The sequence below is a fragment of the Polycladidibacter hongkongensis genome (assembly GCF_001561995.1).
GTDB classification, from domain to species: domain Bacteria; phylum Pseudomonadota; class Alphaproteobacteria; order Rhizobiales; family Stappiaceae; genus Pseudovibrio; species Pseudovibrio hongkongensis.
Genome location: NZ_LLWC01000008.1, coordinates 344,573 through 360,848 on the forward strand (window position 1 = coordinate 344,573; position 16,276 = coordinate 360,848).

The following is a 16,276-nucleotide window of genomic DNA, read 5'->3' on the forward strand; positions in this document are numbered from 1 at the left end:
CCAGAAGGACGCTTGCCAATGGCTCGTCAGACATACCTGTTTACCTCCGAGTCCGTCTCGGAGGGGCATCCGGACAAAGTTTGTGACCGGATCTCTGATAGTATCGTAGATGCATTTCTGAAAGAAATGCCCGAGGCTCGAGTGGCCTGCGAAACCCTCGCCACCACCAACCGTTTGGTGATTGCGGGTGAAACGCGCGGCCCGGCCCATATCACCAAAGAATATATCTCTCACCTTGCGCGCATGGCGGTAAAAGATATCGGCTATGCGCAAGATGGCTTCAACTGGCAGGATATGGATGTTGAAGTGCTCTTGCATGACCAGTCTGTTGATATCGCGCAAGGCGTTGATGCTGGCGATGACAAGGAAGAGGGCGCAGGCGATCAGGGCATAATGTTCGGTTATGCTTGCCGTGAAACGCCGGAGCTGATGCCGGCACCTATTCTCTATTCACACAAAATCTTGCGTCTCTTGGCTGAAGCGCGCAAATCTGGACGCGAACCGGTTCTGGGTCCAGATGCGAAAAGTCAGGTTTCTGTCCGTTACGAAAATGGGCGCCCTGTTGCAGTGTCCTCAATCGTGCTCTCCACGCAGCATCTTGACGAGAACATAAGCTCGCAAGATGTTCGGGAAGTGGTCGAGCCATACATCCGCGCAGCGCTACCTGCAGACTGGATTCGCGATGACACCATCTGGCACATTAATCCGACAGGGAAATTCGTCATTGGCGGGCCTGATGGTGACTGCGGGCTGACCGGCCGCAAGATCATTGTCGATACGTATGGTGGAGCTGCCCCGCATGGCGGCGGCGCGTTCTCGGGCAAAGATCCGACCAAGGTCGATCGCTCTGCGGCTTATGCGGCCCGCTATCTGGCGAAGAACGTTGTCGCTGCTGATTTGGCTGATCGCTGCACCATTCAGCTTTCTTACGCCATCGGCATTCCAGAGCCACAGTCGATCTTTGTTGATCTGCATGGCACTGGTCGTGTAGAAGCAGCACAAGTCGAATCCGCTGTGCGCGAAGTGATGTCGCTGACCCCGCGAGGGATCCGTGAGCACTTGCAGCTAAACCGGCCAATCTATGCCCGCACCGCAGCCTATGGCCACTTTGGTCGTGAAGCTGAGGAAGATGGTGGCTTCTCATGGGAGCGGTTGGATCTGGTTCATGCCCTGCGCGATGCGGTAGAAAAAGTTTACGCGTAAGTTGCAAAAGGATGCGCTGGCCGCCATCGGTGGCCAGCTCTGACAAATACCATGACGGAATACTATAAGGGCTCTTTCTTTGGCCGCCGTGTCGGCAAGCCCCTCAGCACCCGCCAAACCAGCTTGTTGGAAGAATTCTTCCCAACCATAACTTTCGATCTGGAAGGGCCAGCGCCGAAAGACCTGCGCAGCCTATTCAATGCGCCAGTAGAGAAGGTGTATTTGGAAATCGGGTTTGGTGGCAGCGAGCATTTCATTCACCGAGCGAAAGAAAGCCCGAATATCGGCTTTATCGGCGTCGAACCTTTTCAGGGTGGTTTGGTTAAAGGCATAGCAAACGTCCACGACGCAGGTTTGCAAAATGCGCTTATCTATGATGATGATGCGACCAAGCTGCTGGATTGGCTTCCTGCAGGGCAATTTGATGTGGTTTATCAACTTTACCCTGACCCATGGCCGAAGAAAAAGCACTGGAAGCGGCGTTTTGTAAATCAGCAAAACCTGAGCCGTATTGCACGGGCCCTTAAGCCGGGCGGTGAATATCGCTTCGCAAGTGATATCGACACTTACGTAGATTGGACGTTGCAGCATTGCCGCGAGCACCCGGATTTCGAATGGACTGCGAAGTGCGCAGAAGATTGGCGCACACCGTGGTCGAATTGGCCCGGCACTCGCTATGAACGCAAAGCGATACGTGAGGGCCGCATCGGGCGCTACCTGACTTTCCGTCGCGGCTAGTGTGATTTGCAATGCCTCGCGCTTTTGTACTGCAAAAGGTAGGGAGTTAAAGCGCGAGGAGCTGCGAGAGAGTGAGGCGCAAACGCGGCTTTGTATTTTTTGTTGCATTCTGCTCCCGCTCCTATATAGTGGAGCCATCAAATCTCTATCGGCTCGTTGGAGCATTCGGAGAGTGGGCCCTCGGGACCCGCTCTTTTTTGTTAGGTGAATATGTAAACCCAGCCTGACAGTAACCCAAACTTGAGCCGTAACAAAAGCTGTTGCATGTGAGCAATAGCAAGGCGAAAGGTTATACGTGGGTCTGGTGGAAGCAAGAATAATAAAAGAACAGGGCTTGGAAGCGCGTGTCGCGCTCATTGTTGAGCCTGTTGTCGAGGATCTGGGCTATCGTTTGGTCCGCATTCAAGTCAACGGGAACAATGGTTGTACCCTGCAGATTATGGCTGAACGCCCGGACGGCACCATGTCTGTTGACGATTGTGAAGCTATTTCAAATGCTGTCTCCCCTGCGCTCGATGTCGACGATCCGATCAGCGGCGCTTACCACTTAGAAGTTTCGTCCCCCGGCATTGACCGCCCGCTAGTGCGTGCCAGCGACTTTGAGCGCTGGGCCGGGCACGAGGTGAAAATCGAAATGCGTGTCGCTCAGGCGGGGCGTAAGCGCTACCGTGGTCAGATTATCGGTGCAGAGGGTGCGTCCGCTAAGATTCGCTTGGCTGATGTGGCAACCGGCCAGTCCGATCAGGTGGAATTGCCAATAGAGGATATGGGGTCCGCCCGCTTGGTACTGACCGACGATCTAATTGACGCTGCGCTTCAGGCTGATAAAGCCGCCAAAGAAGCGCGAGGTGAACCATCGGGCGATGACACCTATTTGCATCACTAGGCTCTCTTAAATACGCGAATAAGCAGCGCAGCTCAGAAGCAACCGCTGCATGCATAAAAATGACCTGCGCCGCACATTGCATCAAAAGGGCGCACGAAGGAGTGGATGAGACATGGCTATCAGCGCAAACCGTCTTGAGCTGTTGCAGATTGCTGATGCGGTTGCCCGCGAAAAGGCAATCGATCGCACCATTGTGATCGGTGCGTTGGAAGATGCAATCGAGAAAGCGGCACGTTCTCGGTATGGAACCGAGACAAAGATCAGCGCGACCATCGATCCGCGTACAGGTGAAATCACCTTGCGCCGCCTGTTGGAAGTTGTCGAAGTTGTCGAGAACTACTCAACCGAGATCGCTTTGGTTGACGCGCGCGAGCGCCAGCCACAGATCGAACTAGGCGAGCATATTGAAGACGTTTTGCCACCGCTCGATTTTGGCCGCATTGCCGCACAGTCAGCAAAGCAAGTCATTGTGCAGAAGGTACGTGAAGCAGAGCGCGACCACCAGTATGATGAGTTTAAAGATCGTATCGGCGAAGTCATCAATGCTGTTGTAAAGCGTGTTGAATACGGCAATGTTATCGTAGACACCGGCAAGGGCGAAGCCATCTGTCGCCGTGATGAATTGATCCCGCGTGAAATCTTCCGCAATGGTGATCGCATTCGCGCCATCATTCATGATGTGCGCCGAGAGCAGCGCGGCCCGCAGGTGTTCCTATCGCGGACCCACCCACAGTTCATGGCAAAGCTGTTCACGCAGGAGGTGCCAGAGATCTATGACGGTGTTATCCAGATCAAAGCTGTGGCGCGCGATCCCGGTTCCCGCGCAAAGATTGCGGTATTGTCGAATGACAGCTCAATCGATCCGGTAGGTGCCTGTGTTGGTATGCGCGGTTCGCGTGTTCAGGCGGTTGTTGGTGAGCTGCAAGGCGAAAAAATCGACATCATTCCTTGGAATGAAGACGCTGCGACCTTCATCGTGAATGCGCTTCAGCCGGCCGAAGTGGCCAAAGTTGTGTTGGATGATGAATCCGAGCGCATCGAAGTGGTTGTGCCAAACGACCAGCTATCGCTGGCAATCGGTCGTCGCGGCCAGAATGTGCGCCTTGCCTCACAGCTTACTGGCTGGGGCATTGACATCATGACCGAGCAGGAAGAATCCGAGCGCCGTCAAAAAGAATTCCAAGAGCGCTCGGTGCTGTTCCAAGAAGCGCTCAATGTCGACGAAACCGTGAGCCAGCTGCTGGCCTCTGAAGGTTTCGATTCGATTGAAGAAGTCGCCTACGTGGAGATTGAAGAGATCGCCGCTATCGAAGGCTTCGATGAGGAAACCTCTCAAGAGCTGCAGGCACGTGCGCGTGAATATCTGGAAGAGCAAGAAGCAAAGCTGAACGAAGAGCGCATCGCGCTTGGCGTTACAGACGAGCTGCTTGAAATTCAGGGCCTGACAACAGCAATGCTGGTTGCACTTGGTAAGGACGAAATCAAGTCCTTGGAAGATCTTGCAGGGTGTTCAGCTGATGACCTCATCGGCTGGACTGAACGCAAAAAGGGCGAAACCATCACTGTTGATGGCGCGCTCTCCAAGTTCGATATGTCCCGTCCAGATGCAGAAGCTATCGTCATGTCCGCCCGCGTTGCTGCTGGCTGGATTGATGAGGCAGATCTGCCACAGCCTGAAGAAGAAGGCGAATTCGAGGCTGAAAACGCTGAAATGGTTGACGCCGACGAAGAATTGGCGCAAGACATGCGGGCAGACGAGACCGAAGCCTAAAATAAATGGCATCGGGCCTCGGGTGTCCGATGCCCAACAATATGGCGCCGCGCAACGGGAAGGCCCGTCAGCGCCGCCAGATACGAGAATAAGACAAAAAGCAAACGGGTAAACGAGACCGTGCCAAGGAAGAATGAGCCAACCGAGCGCACTTGCGCTGTTACGCGCGAGACTATGCCGGTTGGAGAGCTGGTGCGGTTTGTTTTGGGGCCTGATGCCACCGTTGTTGCGGATGTGAAGAATGTGCTTCCCGGTCGGGGAGTGTGGGTTACAGCCACCCGATCAAAGGTCGAAGAGGCAATAAAGCGCCGTGTATTCGCCCGGGGCTTTAAGGAGCAGGTAAACGCTGAAGAAGGTTTGGCCGACCAACTGGAACAACTGCTGGAACAAGGGACATTGTCGGCAATGTCCATCAGCCGCAAAGCCGGAAACCTAACAACCGGCTTTACAAAGGTTGAGGCGGCTCTCGCATCGGGAGACGTGATTGCTCTGGTACACGCCGTGGATGCTTCCGAAGACGGCGTAAAGAAATTGGCGGCCCGTGCCGCTGGCGTAATTGGCAAGGCGAACCTGCAAGGGGCAGTTCGTCTGTTTACCTCGGACCAAATGAGTTTGGCATTGGGACGGGAAAATGTGATACATGCCGCACTGCTGAATGGTCAGGCTGGCAGGAACTTCTTGAAGCAAGCGCAGCGCCTTGCGACTTATCGAGAAACTCCGCTGTTTTGTTAAATGACCAAGTCAAAGGGTGCAGCAGCACAGGACTAAAGGCAATATGAGCGATACCAAGAACACAGACGGCAAACCAACTGGCGGAGAACGCAAAACGCTTGGGCTGAAATCCGGCTCAGGCGAAAAAAGCACGGTTAAGCAGAGCTTCTCCCATGGCCGGTCAAAGGCTGTCGTCGTGGAGAAGAAAAAGCGTCGCGTCGTCGTTCCCGGCCAGGAAGGCGCCTCGGGCGGTTCTGCAAGCGCCTCATCTGGCGCTCCTGCCCGGCAAGAGCGCAAGCAAGAGCCACGTCGCGGCCAGTCCGGCAATCGCCGTCAGGGCGAGGGCAATCGTCGCGGTGATGGCCGCGGCAATGATCGTCGTCAAGGTGGCGGCAATGGCGGTGCTGGTGGTCGTACGCTTTCTAAAGCAGAGGCAGATGCCCGCTTGGAAGCGTTGAAACTCGCGCAGGTTCGCGAAGTTGAAGACGCCAAACGCCGTGTAGAAGAAGAAAAACGCCGCGAAGAGCAGGCACGCCAGCGCGCTGCCGAGGCTGCAAAAGCAGCTGCGGAGGCAGAAGCTGCAGCAAAGGCCAAAGCAGAGGCCGAAGCCGCTGCAAAAGCAAAAGCTGCTGCGGAGGCCGCCGCTAAGCCGGCAGAAGCAAAGCCAGCTAGCGAAAAACCTGTGCAAGCGCGTGGGGATCAACGCGCACCGGCACGTGGCCGTAGCGAAGGTGGCCAGCAAGGCAATCGCCGTCCGCATGGCGACCGCCCGCAAGGGGATCGCCCTCCTCGCCGTGAAGGTGACCGTGGCCCACGCTCCGGCGCTGGCGATCGTGGTCCGCGCAGCGGAGCTGGTGATCGTGGTCCGCGTCCAGGTGGCGCGGCTGGCCCGCGTGCAGGTGCTCAGCGCCCACAACGTGATGGCAAGCCGCCGCGTCTAGATGGCCCGCCGCGCGGTGCTCGTCCAGGTGGCCCTCGTCCACCAGCTGGCGCAGCAGCAGCTTCTCCAGTTCCAGAGCTCGAAGCAAACCAGCGTCGTGGCTTGAAGCCAGCCGCAAAGCCTGCGAACAAACGTCCAGCAGCGCCGGCAAAAACGCCGGGCCGTACGACAGATGATCGCCGCCGTTCAAACAAACTCACCATCACCCGCGCAACCGGTGAAGAGGGAGAACGCAACCGTTCACTCGCTTCAATGCGTCGCCGACGCGAAAAAGAAAGACGTGCCGGCCAGAAGACCGTCCAGCGCGAAAAAGTGATGCGTGATGTGATCATTCCTGAAGCAATTACGATTCAGGAACTGGCTAACCGTATGACCGAGCGTGCAGTGGACGTGATCAAACTGCTGATGAAGCAGGGTCAGATGATGAAAATCAACGATATCCTTGATGCGGATACCGCTGAACTCATCGCCGTTGAAATGGGCCACACCGTAAAACGTGTTTCCGAGGCTGATGTTGAAGAAGGTGTGTTCGATATTCAAGATGACGACGTCAACTTGCAGTCTCGTCCACCTGTCGTAACCATCATGGGTCACGTTGATCACGGTAAAACGTCGCTTCTCGACGCTTTGCGCAAAGCAAACGTGGCCTCTGGCGAAGCTGGCGGTATTACTCAGCACATCGGTGCCTATCAGGTAGAGCAGAACGGTCAGAAAGTGACCTTTATCGATACCCCGGGTCACGCGGCATTTACCCAAATGCGTGCCCGTGGTGCGAAGGCAACCGATATCGTTATTCTGGTTGTGGCAGCGGACGATGGTGTCATGCCGCAAACCCGTGAAGCCATTCAGCACGCAAAAGCAGCTGAAGTGCCGATCATTATCGCGATCAACAAAATGGATAAGCCTGGCGCAGATCCATCTCGCGTTCGCAACGACCTTCTGCGCGAAGAGATCGTTGTCGAAAGCATGGGCGGTGATGTGATCGATGTTGAAGTTTCTGCAAAGCAGGGCACCAACCTCGAAAAGTTGATCGAGATGGTTCTGCTGCAATCGGAAGTTCTGGAGCTTCGCGCCAATCCGGATCGTGTCGCTGAAGGTACTGTTATCGAAGCGAAACTCGACAAAGGCCGCGGCCCTGTTGCTACCATTCTGGTGCAAAAAGGTACGCTGCGCGTTGGCGATATTGTTGTGGCTGGTTCCGAATGGGGCCGTGTGCGTGCGTTACTTGACGAGAACGGTAAGCAGGTTAAAGAAGCAGGTCCTTCTAAGCCGGTTGAGGTTCTTGGCTTCCAGGCAACACCTGCAGCAGGCGACCGTATGGCAGTTGTAGAAACCGAAGCGCGTGCCCGCGAGATCTCCGAGTATCGTCACCGTCAGCTGCGCGACAAGATGGCTGCGCGCGTTGCGTCTTCCCGTTCGTCGCTTGAGGCTATGATGAAAGGCCTCAAAGAAGACGGTCGAAAAGACTTCGCGCTCATCGTTAAGGCCGACGTACAAGGCTCTGCTGAAGCGATTTCCTCTTCACTTGACGAGCTGGGTAACGACGAAGTCGGCGCCCGTGTAATCGCCTCAGGCGTTGGCGGCATCACCGAGAGTGATATCACTCTGGCAGTAGCCTCCAAAGCGCCGATCATGGCCTTTAACGTGCGTGCCAATAAGCAGGCGCAGGAAGCTGCGCGCCGTGAAGGTGTCGAGATCCGCTACTACAGCGTCATCTACGATCTGCTTGACGATGTGAAATCCACCATGTCCGGTATGTTGGCACCAGAGCGCCGCGAGACGTTCCTCGGCTACGCAGACATCAAAGAAATCTTCAACATTACCAAAATTGGTCGTGTTGCTGGTTGTCTGGTCACCGAAGGTGTGGTGCAGCGCGGCGCGCAAGTTCGCTTGCTGCGTGACAACGTGGTTATCCATGAAGGTGAGCTTGGTACGCTGAAACGCTTCAAAGACGAAGTCAAAGAAGTTGAATCCGGCGTGGAATGCGGCATGAACTTCACCAACTACAAAGACATGCGCGTTGGTGATGTGATTGAGTGCTTCCAGGTAGAAGAGATTGCCCGCTCTCTCTAATATCTGCTGATAGTCAACCTAAAGAATAATGCGCCGGTGCGGGGTTCCCGTGCCGGCGCCTTTGCTGAGATAAGAAAAATGGCAAAACCTCACGATGAATTCGCAGGCCAACCCTCCCAGCGCCAGCTGCGCGTGGGGGAGCTTGTACGTAAAGAACTCTCCGATATTTTGAGCCGCGGCCAGTTGGCCGATCCGGATTTGGACGGCGTCATTATCACCATCCCCGAAGTGCGTATGTCACCAGACCTGCGTTGGGCCACCGTTTTGGTGATGCCTCTTGGCGGAGGAGATATTGACAGGGTGTTGGCAGGTTTGAAACGCAGCAGCAAATACCTGCGCGGACAAGTGGCCCGCCGTGTAACTATGAAATATTCCTGTGATCTACGCTTCGTGGCGGATACCCGCTTTGATGATGATGATCGCATCAACAATCTGCTCGCCAACCCGATCGTGCAGCAAGATGTTGACAGCGGTGATGCCGCTGACGAAGAAGAATAAAAGCGAGGACGCATGGCGCGCCAACAGCAGCGACGCAGAAAACGCTACCCGGTAAATGGCTGGCTTGTACTCGACAAGCCACTAAAACTAACCTCCAATGATGCACTCGGCCAGCTGAAGCGTATATTCCATCCAGAAAAAGTGGGTCATGCAGGGACGCTCGATCCGTTGGCAAGTGGCTGCCTTCCAATCGCTTTTGGTGAGGCAACCAAAACCGTGCCTTATGTTATGGATGGCCATAAAGTCTACCGCTTCGAGGTAACTTGGGGCACCCAGACCAACACGGACGATGCGGAAGGTGAGGTAATCGCCAGCAGTGATGCTCGCCCCTCTGAAGCAGAAATTCTTGCGGTCCTGCCCGAATTTGAAGGCACGATCATGCAGCGTCCGCCTGCGTTCTCCGCCATCAAGATTGATGGCAATCGCGCTTATGATCTGGCGCGAGAGGGCGAGGAAGTGGAAATTCCGGAGCGGCCAATTGAAGTACACCGCCTCTGCTTGGTCGAAATTCGAGATGAACAGCGGGCCGTGTTCGAAGCCGAATGCGGCAAAGGCACGTATGTGCGCGCGCTTGCTCGCGATCTGGGTGCGCGCTTGGGCACATGCGGTTATGTGACTGATCTGCGCCGCTTGCTGGTGGGTCCGTTTGGTGAAGCAGATATGGTGACACTGGAAGATTTGCAGGAAATTTCTGCGGATGTTGAAAGCGAAGACCCTCTCGAAAATGGCGAGCTGATGGATTGCCTGCTTCCCGTGGAAACGGCGCTCTATCAACTGGGCAATGTCGTGATTACGGGCGACGCTGCAAGCCGTGTTCAGCGTGGTAACCCCGTTATTTTGCGTGGAGCTGATGCGCCAATCGGCCCGGAAGAAATCTATGTCACCCATGCAGGCAAATTGATCGCCTTTGGTGAGGTGTCAAAAGGGAAGTTTCAGCCAAAACGCGTGTTTAAACTCTAGATTTGGCTCCCTGCGAGAATCTGCTGGTGTTTTGCCACCTATTGCGGCATATTCCGCCCGTCAGACGCGTAGTCTGGCCAGTTTTGTTCGCCTGACCATGCTAGACGACATCTTGGCATGGCCGGGGCGCGCAATCGCCGCCTGTAGCGGCACCCGCTTGAAATAAGTGGTTTTGTAATACGCGGGTCTCCCGCCACAAACTAAGGAAAATCCGATGTCGATTACAGCTGAAAAAAAAGCTGAGCTGATCAAAGAATTCGCTATCAAAGAAGGCGATACCGGTTCCCCAGAAGTACAAGTTGCTGTTCTGACCCACCGCATCGCTGCTCTGACTGAGCACTTCAAAGGTCACAAAAAAGACAACCACTCCCGTCGTGGCCTTCTGAAAATGGTGTCCCAGCGTCGTAAGCTGCTGGACTACGTTAAAGGCAAAGACGAAGCACGCTACCAAGACCTGATCAAGCGTCTTGGCATCCGTCGCTAAGAGCGGTTAAGCGCGGTGGCCTTCACCGCGCTTTTTCTTAAGCTTGCAGCTTGCGGGCAGCATGAGTTCACTTGCGAAGCTATCAGGTTTCAAGGAGTGGGCACAGCGGCAAGACCTGCTAAGCATAAAAAGGTCGCCGCCTGTTTGGGGCAGGATTGCCAGCAGCTTGGAATGAGTTCAAGCTACTCGCTGTCTTGCCTATAGGAGACCGGCCCGAATGCCACTCCGACGGCGCGGGGATCCGCCTTGCGCCTCTTAGACAAGTTACAAGGCCGTCTGGTCAACAAGACGGGCCCTCGGGCCAACCAGATGGCGAACCCAAGGAAAAGATATGTTTGATATTCATCGCGTGGAAGTAGATTGGGGCGGGCGTCCGCTCGTTCTGGAAACCGGTAAGGTTGCCCGTCAGGCAGACGGCGCTGTTATGGCCACTTACGGCGAGACCAAGGTTCTCGCGACTGTTGTTTCTGCAAAAGACGCAAAGCCCGGTCAGGATTTCTTCCCGCTTACCGTGAACTATCAGGAAAAAGCCTACGCAGCTGGCCGCATTCCTGGCGGCTTTTTCAAACGCGAAGGTCGTCCTTCCGAGCACGAGACCCTCACTTCTCGTCTGATCGACCGTCCAATTCGCCCGCTGTTCGTTGATGGTTACAAAAACGAAACTCAGGTTGTTATCACTGTTCTCAGCCACGATCTGGAAAACGCTCCAGACATTCTGGCCATGGTTGCATCCTCTGCCGCGCTGACCATTTCTGGCGTGCCATTCATGGGCCCAATCGGCGGTGCACGTGTTGCCTACATCAATGACGAATACGTCTTGAACCCGACACTGGACCAGATGGAAGAAACCAAGCTGGATCTTGTTGTTGCAGGTACCAACGACGCTGTTTTGATGGTGGAGTCCGAAGCGCAGGAACTCTCTGAAGAGGTGATGCTGGGCGCGGTGATGTTTGGCCACAAGGCATTCCAACCTGTGATCGACGCAATCATCAAGCTTGCAGAAACCGCTGCAAAAGAGCCGCGCGAACTCAACTTGCCAGATCACTCCGATCTATTTGCCAAGGTTAAAGAGATCGCCAATGAAGAGCTGGGCGCAGCCTACTCTATCATCCAGAAAACAGAACGTAAAAACGCCGTTGATGCTGTAAAAGCAAAAGTGGTTGAAGCGCTGGTAACCGGTGAAGAAGGTGCGCCAGAGGCAAACGTTGTCTCAGATCTGTTTAAAAAGGCAGAAGCGGAAATCGTTCGTGGCCGTATCCTTGATACCGGTTCGCGTATCGATGGTCGTGATCTGAGCACTGTACGCTCAATCGTTTCTGAAGTTGGCATCCTGCCACGTGCGCACGGCTCCTCGCTCTTCACCCGTGGTGAAACGCAAGGTCTGGTTGTCGCAACTCTTGGCACCAGTGAAGACGAGCAGTTCATTGATCTGCTGGAAGGTACCAAAAAAGCGTCCTTCATGCTGCACTACAACTTCCCTCCATACTCTGTTGGTGAAGCAGGCCGCATGGGCTCCCCGGGCCGTCGTGAAATCGGTCACGGCAAACTTGCTTGGCGCGCTGTAAATCCAATGCTGCCAGCACACCACGATTTCCCGTATACCCTGCGCGTGGTTTCCGAAATCACCGAGTCTAACGGTTCGTCCTCCATGGCGTCTGTTTGCGGTGCGTCCCTGTCCCTGATGGATGCAGGTGTGCCTCTGAAAGCGCCGGTGGCTGGTATTGCCATGGGCCTTATCAAAGAAGGCGAGCGCTTTGCAGTTCTCTCCGATATCCTTGGTGATGAAGACCACCTCGGCGATATGGACTTCAAGGTAGCAGGCTCCGAAAACGGCATCACCGCGCTGCAGATGGATATCAAGATCGACGGTATCACCGAAGAGATCATGAAAGTCGCACTGGAGCAGGCCAAAGGTGGCCGTGTTCACATCCTTGGTGAAATGGCAAAAGCGATCACTGAAGCCCGCTCCGAGCTTGGCGAACATGCTCCACGCATCGAAGTCATCCAGATCCCGGTTGATAAAATCCGTGAAGTTATCGGCTCCGGCGGTAAAGTTATTCGCGAAATCGTTGAGAAAACTGGCGCGAAAATCAACATCGAAGATGATGGCACTGTGAAAGTTGCCAGCTCTGATGGCAAAGCCATTAAAGCGGCACTGAACTGGATCAATTCCATCGCAGCAGAACCAGAAGTTGGCGTTATCTACGAAGGTACCGTTGTTAAAACTGTAGACTTCGGCGCATTCGTAAACTTCTTCGGCGCGCGTGATGGTCTGGTTCACATTTCCCAGCTTGCTCCGCGCAAAGTGGCGAAGGTAACCGATGTGATCAAAGAAGGCGACAAGGTGTTCGTGAAGCTCATGGGCTTTGACGAGCGCGGTAAAGTACGCCTCTCCATGAAAGTGGTCGATCAGGAAACCGGTAAGGAAATTCCGAAGGAAGACTAAACCTTCTTTTCCTAAAAAGAAAAAGGCCAGCTCCCCGAGCTGGCCTTTTTTGTCGCTGTTCGAGCTAACTAAAGCTGATCTACAAAGCTTTTGAAGGCGTAACGAGCGCCTGATGGTGATAGATGGTCATCATCGTTTAAGTAGAGCGTATCCTTACTCGCTAATGTGCAAACGCCATTGGTACAAAACGCTTGTTTCAGGTCAAATAAAGTCACATTATCGTATCTTTCTGCGAGAATTTTCAGATTCTTATCTATCTCGAATTGCTTGTTGATATTATCGGATTGTGAGACATTGCATGCTTCCAAGTCTTCCTCCCACTGACGCATAAACGCTCTCCTACACTGAGTAAAGCGCGTACTGGAACCGAGTTCCGGCGGTTGTGTCGCAAGAATGACTTGCTTTCCCTGAGCGCGGAGCATATCTAAAGTTTTTTCAAGATAATTGTAGGGTCGAGGTAAATCACTATACTGTTTGCCCAGTTCTTCAAAAGTGAGGAACCCTTTGCCTGTGAGTTCCTCTTCTGAAAGCATTTGCATCCAACGTGACACAATGAGTACCTTTTGGGGGCTTTCCGGTTTGAGTAAGTAAGGTTCGACCATCGACTTGTAAAACTTTGCACACTCGGTATTTAGATCGCGATGTCCAATCATCGGTGGGCATGCCGACTTGGTGACTGCAATTGCCGACAAAGACTTACTTTTAAGTAAGCTATGCAGGCCAATCTCTGCAGCTCTTCCATGTGAGTCACCCCAAATGATTAAACTGGGCTTAAATTTGGTATCCCCAATGTTACATGCCGCAGGTGTTTTTCCATCCTTACAATGTTCTTCCTCAAATGAGTAATACTCGTTTTGATCCTGAGTGATTTTTGCGCCGTTTGGGATCATTTGCAGCACAGGCGGCGAAAAAACTAGGCACGCGGTTGCAAAGGGAAAGAAAGCTAGAGCGAATATGGGAATACACTTCTTGGCTAAACGATCCAGATGTAAACCCTTCACGCGCAGTGGTGCTTCGATACTGATAAACAGAATGTGTGCCAATCCTATGGAAACTAGGGCCGCAATCGACCTTATCTCTATGGAATTTAAAAAGTTGTCTTGCGCTAAATTGGTGAAAACTACAGTCGGCCAGTGAACCAGGTAAAGGCTGTATGAAATTTTTCCTAAGTACCGCAGGGGGGCACTGCTAAGTACCATTCCCGCAAAAGAAGTGTTTTGGGCCCCAAATATCAGCAAACAACTTAGTGCGATAACTGGCACGAGTGCGGTAAGTGATGGCCAATGCTCATCACCCAAAGTTAGAGCACACACAAATAGAACTGCCAGTGACACAGAGCAAACTGAATTTGCTAACCGATCACTTTGAAGAGACTTTTTTTCCGCTACAATGATTGCGCATATGCCGCCTACAGCAAACTGCCATAGTCTAGTTAAAATAGAAAAGTACGCGACTTCCGGGTCTTTAAAAACCAGTATCTGGCAGGCGATTAAAGAAACGGCGGCAGCAGACGCCAATGCGAGCGCTTTATAACGGACTGGCCTTGATCGGAGGAAGAACAAAATTAGTGGCCAAACCAGATAAAATTGAACCTCAGCTCCTAATGACCATAGGTGTTGCAGCGGGTTAAGAATGGCGTCTGTAGCAAAGTATCCGCTATCTGATGGTGCGTGTATATTGTAGGAAAGTGCACTCGCGGCAATAGCAGATTTCTGAAATGCTCTAAGGTCCATCCCCCACGGCAATAAATAGTAGAGAGCGACAATAGCAACAAATACGAAATAGTAGGCCGGAGCAATTCGCCAAAAGCGTTTTAAGTAGTAGGCAACAATGCCAGAAGGAGACCAGTTAAATTTTGACGAGAATAGGATTTTCGTCATCAAAAAACCAGACAAAACAAAAAAGAGATCGACTCCGATAAATCCGCCCTTAAAGCCAAAAAGCTCGAAGTGAAATAGAACCACGAACAGAACGGCTATGCCCCTCAGTCCTTCTATATCTTCGCGAAATGATGAGGGTACCCGCGCAGCAGAGAGGGAGATCGGTATGTTCATGCTGTTGTGCCTTGATCAAAGTCCATAGCAACGGATTTACTTGCATACATATCGCGGGAAATTGAATTTTTGTTAGAAATTTGTGGTTTTCACCAGATAGATTAAAGGTGCAATTAATGAAAATTATTAAGATCATTCAGATGAGTGATGTTAGCTTGAAAGAGCGCCGCTCCGGTTATCCTGAGGCTTTTCGAAAATCTGTGCAGGGCAGAAAAAACGCGCGTATTGGCGAGTGCTTTGGCCTGAGCAACTTTGGCGTAAACTATGCATCGCTTCCGCCCGGCTGCGCCTCGGCGTTAATGCACAGCCACAGCGAGCAAGATGAGTTCGTCTATGTGATTGAAGGCAGCGCGACCCTTTGTACACCTTCGTGCGAGACGGTCCTGAGTGCTGGCATGTGTGCTGGGTTTCCCAAAGGTGGAGAGGCGCATCAATTGGTAAACAAATCTGATAGGCCGGTGCTATATCTCGAAATTGGAGACAGAAGCCGCCCAGACACCGTGAGCTACCCGAACGACGATCTTGTGGCCAAACTTGAAGCGGAAGGCTCCTACAAATTCTACCATAAAAACGGCGATCCCTACCAAGGCTAGGCATAATGCCGGAAGGATCCGGCAATGTTACCGCCAAGTCTTTTCGTTGCTGAGTGAAACTGCTATATCGACGCTGTTATATGGAAGAGGTGTGGGGCATGAGTGAACTAAAAATCGCTGTGGTAGGTGCAGGCGGCCGCATGGGGCAAGCCTTGGTCAAAGCTGCGGCAGAGGCCAAAGGCACAGTAGTTGTGGCTGGATTGGAACGCCAAAATTCACCGCATTTAGGTTTGGATCTTGGAGTGGTTGCCGGATTGCAGCCTTTGGGTGTGACAATAACCGATGACTTGCCTGCCGTTTTTGATAATGCTCAGGTGATTCTTGACTTCACCGCTCCGCAGGCAACCCTGCAATTCGCGCAGGAAGCCGCCAAACGCGGTCTTGTGCATATTATCGGCACCACAGGCATGAGCGAGGCAGAAACGGACGCCTTGCGCCCTGCCGCGACATCAGCCCGCATTGTCAAATCCGGCAATATGAGTTTAGGAGTAAACCTTCTGGCAAGCTTGGTGAAAAAAGCTGCTGCTGCATTGGATGAAGATTTTGATATTGAAGTTTTGGAGATGCATCACCGCCACAAGGTCGATGCGCCATCCGGAACAGCGCTTATGCTAGGCGAAGCTGCGGCCGCGGGCCGTGCAATCGATCTGGCTGAGCGCGCTGTGCGCAGCCGCGATGGGATCACCGGAGAGCGAACCAGAGGTGATATTGGTTTTGCCACTTTGCGTGGCGGCAGTGTTATCGGCGAACACACTGTCATGTTTGCAAGTGAAAGTGAGCGTATCGAAATTACGCATAAAGCTTCAGACAGGCAGCTTTTTGCCCGCGGTGCAGTCAAAGCGGCCCTCTGGGCCCATGATAAGAACCCGGGATTATACTCCATGGCCGATGTTCTCGGCCTTTAATAGCAAACCTCTCA

Annotated in this window: 13 protein-coding genes; 12 read left to right on the top strand and 1 reads right to left on the bottom strand. The window is 53.3% G+C overall.

Annotated features, from left to right (window positions below; genetic code table 11):
- Positions 1-18 precede the first annotated feature (18 nt).
- From metK to pnp, 10 genes are all read left to right on the top strand, one after another.
- Positions 19-1,203: a methionine adenosyltransferase gene (gene metK, locus AYK82_RS02815; protein WP_068311117.1), complete on the top strand. Its 1,185-nt coding sequence runs from the start codon at positions 19-21 to the stop codon at positions 1,201-1,203.
- 51 nt (positions 1,204-1,254) lie between these two features.
- Complete coding sequence (gene trmB / locus AYK82_RS02820) at positions 1,255-1,941, top strand: tRNA (guanosine(46)-N7)-methyltransferase TrmB (RefSeq protein WP_068311121.1); 687 nt, start codon at positions 1,255-1,257, stop codon at positions 1,939-1,941.
- Positions 1,942-2,242: 301 nt separating this feature from the next.
- Positions 2,243-2,827 (top strand): ribosome maturation factor RimP, encoded by a 585-nt coding sequence (gene rimP / locus AYK82_RS02825; protein WP_425272557.1) that lies wholly within the window; start codon positions 2,243-2,245, stop codon positions 2,825-2,827.
- Between the two features lie 112 nt (positions 2,828-2,939).
- Positions 2,940-4,598 (top strand): transcription termination factor NusA, encoded by a 1,659-nt coding sequence (nusA, locus tag AYK82_RS02830; protein ID WP_068311125.1) that lies wholly within the window; start codon positions 2,940-2,942, stop codon positions 4,596-4,598.
- Positions 4,599-4,718: 120 nt separating this feature from the next.
- A complete protein-coding gene (locus AYK82_RS02835) occupies positions 4,719-5,330 on the top strand; it encodes an RNA-binding protein (RefSeq protein ID WP_082733693.1) in 612 nt (203 codons plus the stop codon).
- A gap of 43 nt (positions 5,331-5,373) precedes the next feature.
- A complete protein-coding gene (gene infB, locus AYK82_RS02840; protein ID WP_068311130.1) occupies positions 5,374-8,322 on the top strand; it encodes a translation initiation factor IF-2 in 2,949 nt (982 codons plus the stop codon).
- A 78-nt stretch (positions 8,323-8,400) separates the two neighbouring features.
- A complete protein-coding gene (rbfA, locus tag AYK82_RS02845; RefSeq protein ID WP_068311132.1) occupies positions 8,401-8,820 on the top strand; it encodes a 30S ribosome-binding factor RbfA in 420 nt (139 codons plus the stop codon).
- A 12-nt stretch (positions 8,821-8,832) separates the two neighbouring features.
- Positions 8,833-9,780 (top strand): tRNA pseudouridine(55) synthase TruB, encoded by a 948-nt coding sequence (gene truB / locus AYK82_RS02850; RefSeq protein ID WP_068311134.1) that lies wholly within the window; start codon positions 8,833-8,835, stop codon positions 9,778-9,780.
- Between the two features lie 214 nt (positions 9,781-9,994).
- The gene (gene rpsO, locus AYK82_RS02855) at positions 9,995-10,264 is read left to right on the top strand and encodes a 30S ribosomal protein S15 (RefSeq protein ID WP_068311136.1); all 270 of its coding nucleotides are present in this window, start codon (positions 9,995-9,997) and stop codon (positions 10,262-10,264) included.
- 331 nt (positions 10,265-10,595) lie between these two features.
- Positions 10,596-12,710 (top strand): polyribonucleotide nucleotidyltransferase, encoded by a 2,115-nt coding sequence (pnp, locus tag AYK82_RS02860; protein ID WP_068311138.1) that lies wholly within the window; start codon positions 10,596-10,598, stop codon positions 12,708-12,710.
- 68 nt (positions 12,711-12,778) lie between these two features.
- On the opposite strand, the gene AYK82_RS02865 is transcribed toward pnp, so the two are convergent.
- Entirely contained in the window at positions 12,779-14,764 is a 1,986-nt protein-coding gene (locus AYK82_RS02865) for an acyltransferase family protein (protein ID WP_068311140.1), read from the bottom strand.
- 116 nt (positions 14,765-14,880) lie between these two features.
- Here AYK82_RS02865 and AYK82_RS02870 point away from each other — a divergent pair, with 116 nt between their 5' ends.
- Entirely contained in the window at positions 14,881-15,357 is a 477-nt protein-coding gene (locus AYK82_RS02870) for a cupin domain-containing protein (protein ID WP_068311142.1), read from the top strand.
- 98 nt (positions 15,358-15,455) lie between these two features.
- Positions 15,456-16,262 carry a 4-hydroxy-tetrahydrodipicolinate reductase gene (dapB, locus tag AYK82_RS02875; RefSeq protein WP_068311143.1) on the top strand — a complete coding sequence of 269 codons (807 nt, stop codon included), beginning with the start codon at positions 15,456-15,458 and terminating at the stop codon, positions 16,260-16,262.
- The last annotated feature ends 14 nt before the right edge of the window (positions 16,263-16,276 follow it).

What these genes read in the sequence shown, in the direction of transcription:
- metK (WP_068311117.1), top strand. Translation starts at nt 19, where the DNA reads ATGGCTCGTCAGACATACCTGTTTACCTCCGAGTCCGTCTCGGAGGGG.
- trmB (WP_068311121.1), top strand. Translation starts at nt 1,255, where the DNA reads ATGACGGAATACTATAAGGGCTCTTTCTTTGGCCGCCGTGTCGGCAAG.
- nusA (WP_068311125.1), top strand. Translation starts at nt 2,940, where the DNA reads ATGGCTATCAGCGCAAACCGTCTTGAGCTGTTGCAGATTGCTGATGCG.
- infB (WP_068311130.1), top strand. Translation starts at nt 5,374, where the DNA reads ATGAGCGATACCAAGAACACAGACGGCAAACCAACTGGCGGAGAACGC.
- rbfA (WP_068311132.1), top strand. Translation starts at nt 8,401, where the DNA reads ATGGCAAAACCTCACGATGAATTCGCAGGCCAACCCTCCCAGCGCCAG.
- truB (WP_068311134.1), top strand. Translation starts at nt 8,833, where the DNA reads ATGGCGCGCCAACAGCAGCGACGCAGAAAACGCTACCCGGTAAATGGC.
- rpsO (WP_068311136.1), top strand. Translation starts at nt 9,995, where the DNA reads ATGTCGATTACAGCTGAAAAAAAAGCTGAGCTGATCAAAGAATTCGCT.
- pnp (WP_068311138.1), top strand. Translation starts at nt 10,596, where the DNA reads ATGTTTGATATTCATCGCGTGGAAGTAGATTGGGGCGGGCGTCCGCTC.
- AYK82_RS02865 (WP_068311140.1), bottom strand. Translation starts at nt 14,764, where the DNA reads ATGAACATACCGATCTCCCTCTCTGCTGCGCGGGTACCCTCATCATTT.
- AYK82_RS02870 (WP_068311142.1), top strand. Translation starts at nt 14,881, where the DNA reads ATGAAAATTATTAAGATCATTCAGATGAGTGATGTTAGCTTGAAAGAG.
- dapB (WP_068311143.1), top strand. Translation starts at nt 15,456, where the DNA reads ATGAGTGAACTAAAAATCGCTGTGGTAGGTGCAGGCGGCCGCATGGGG.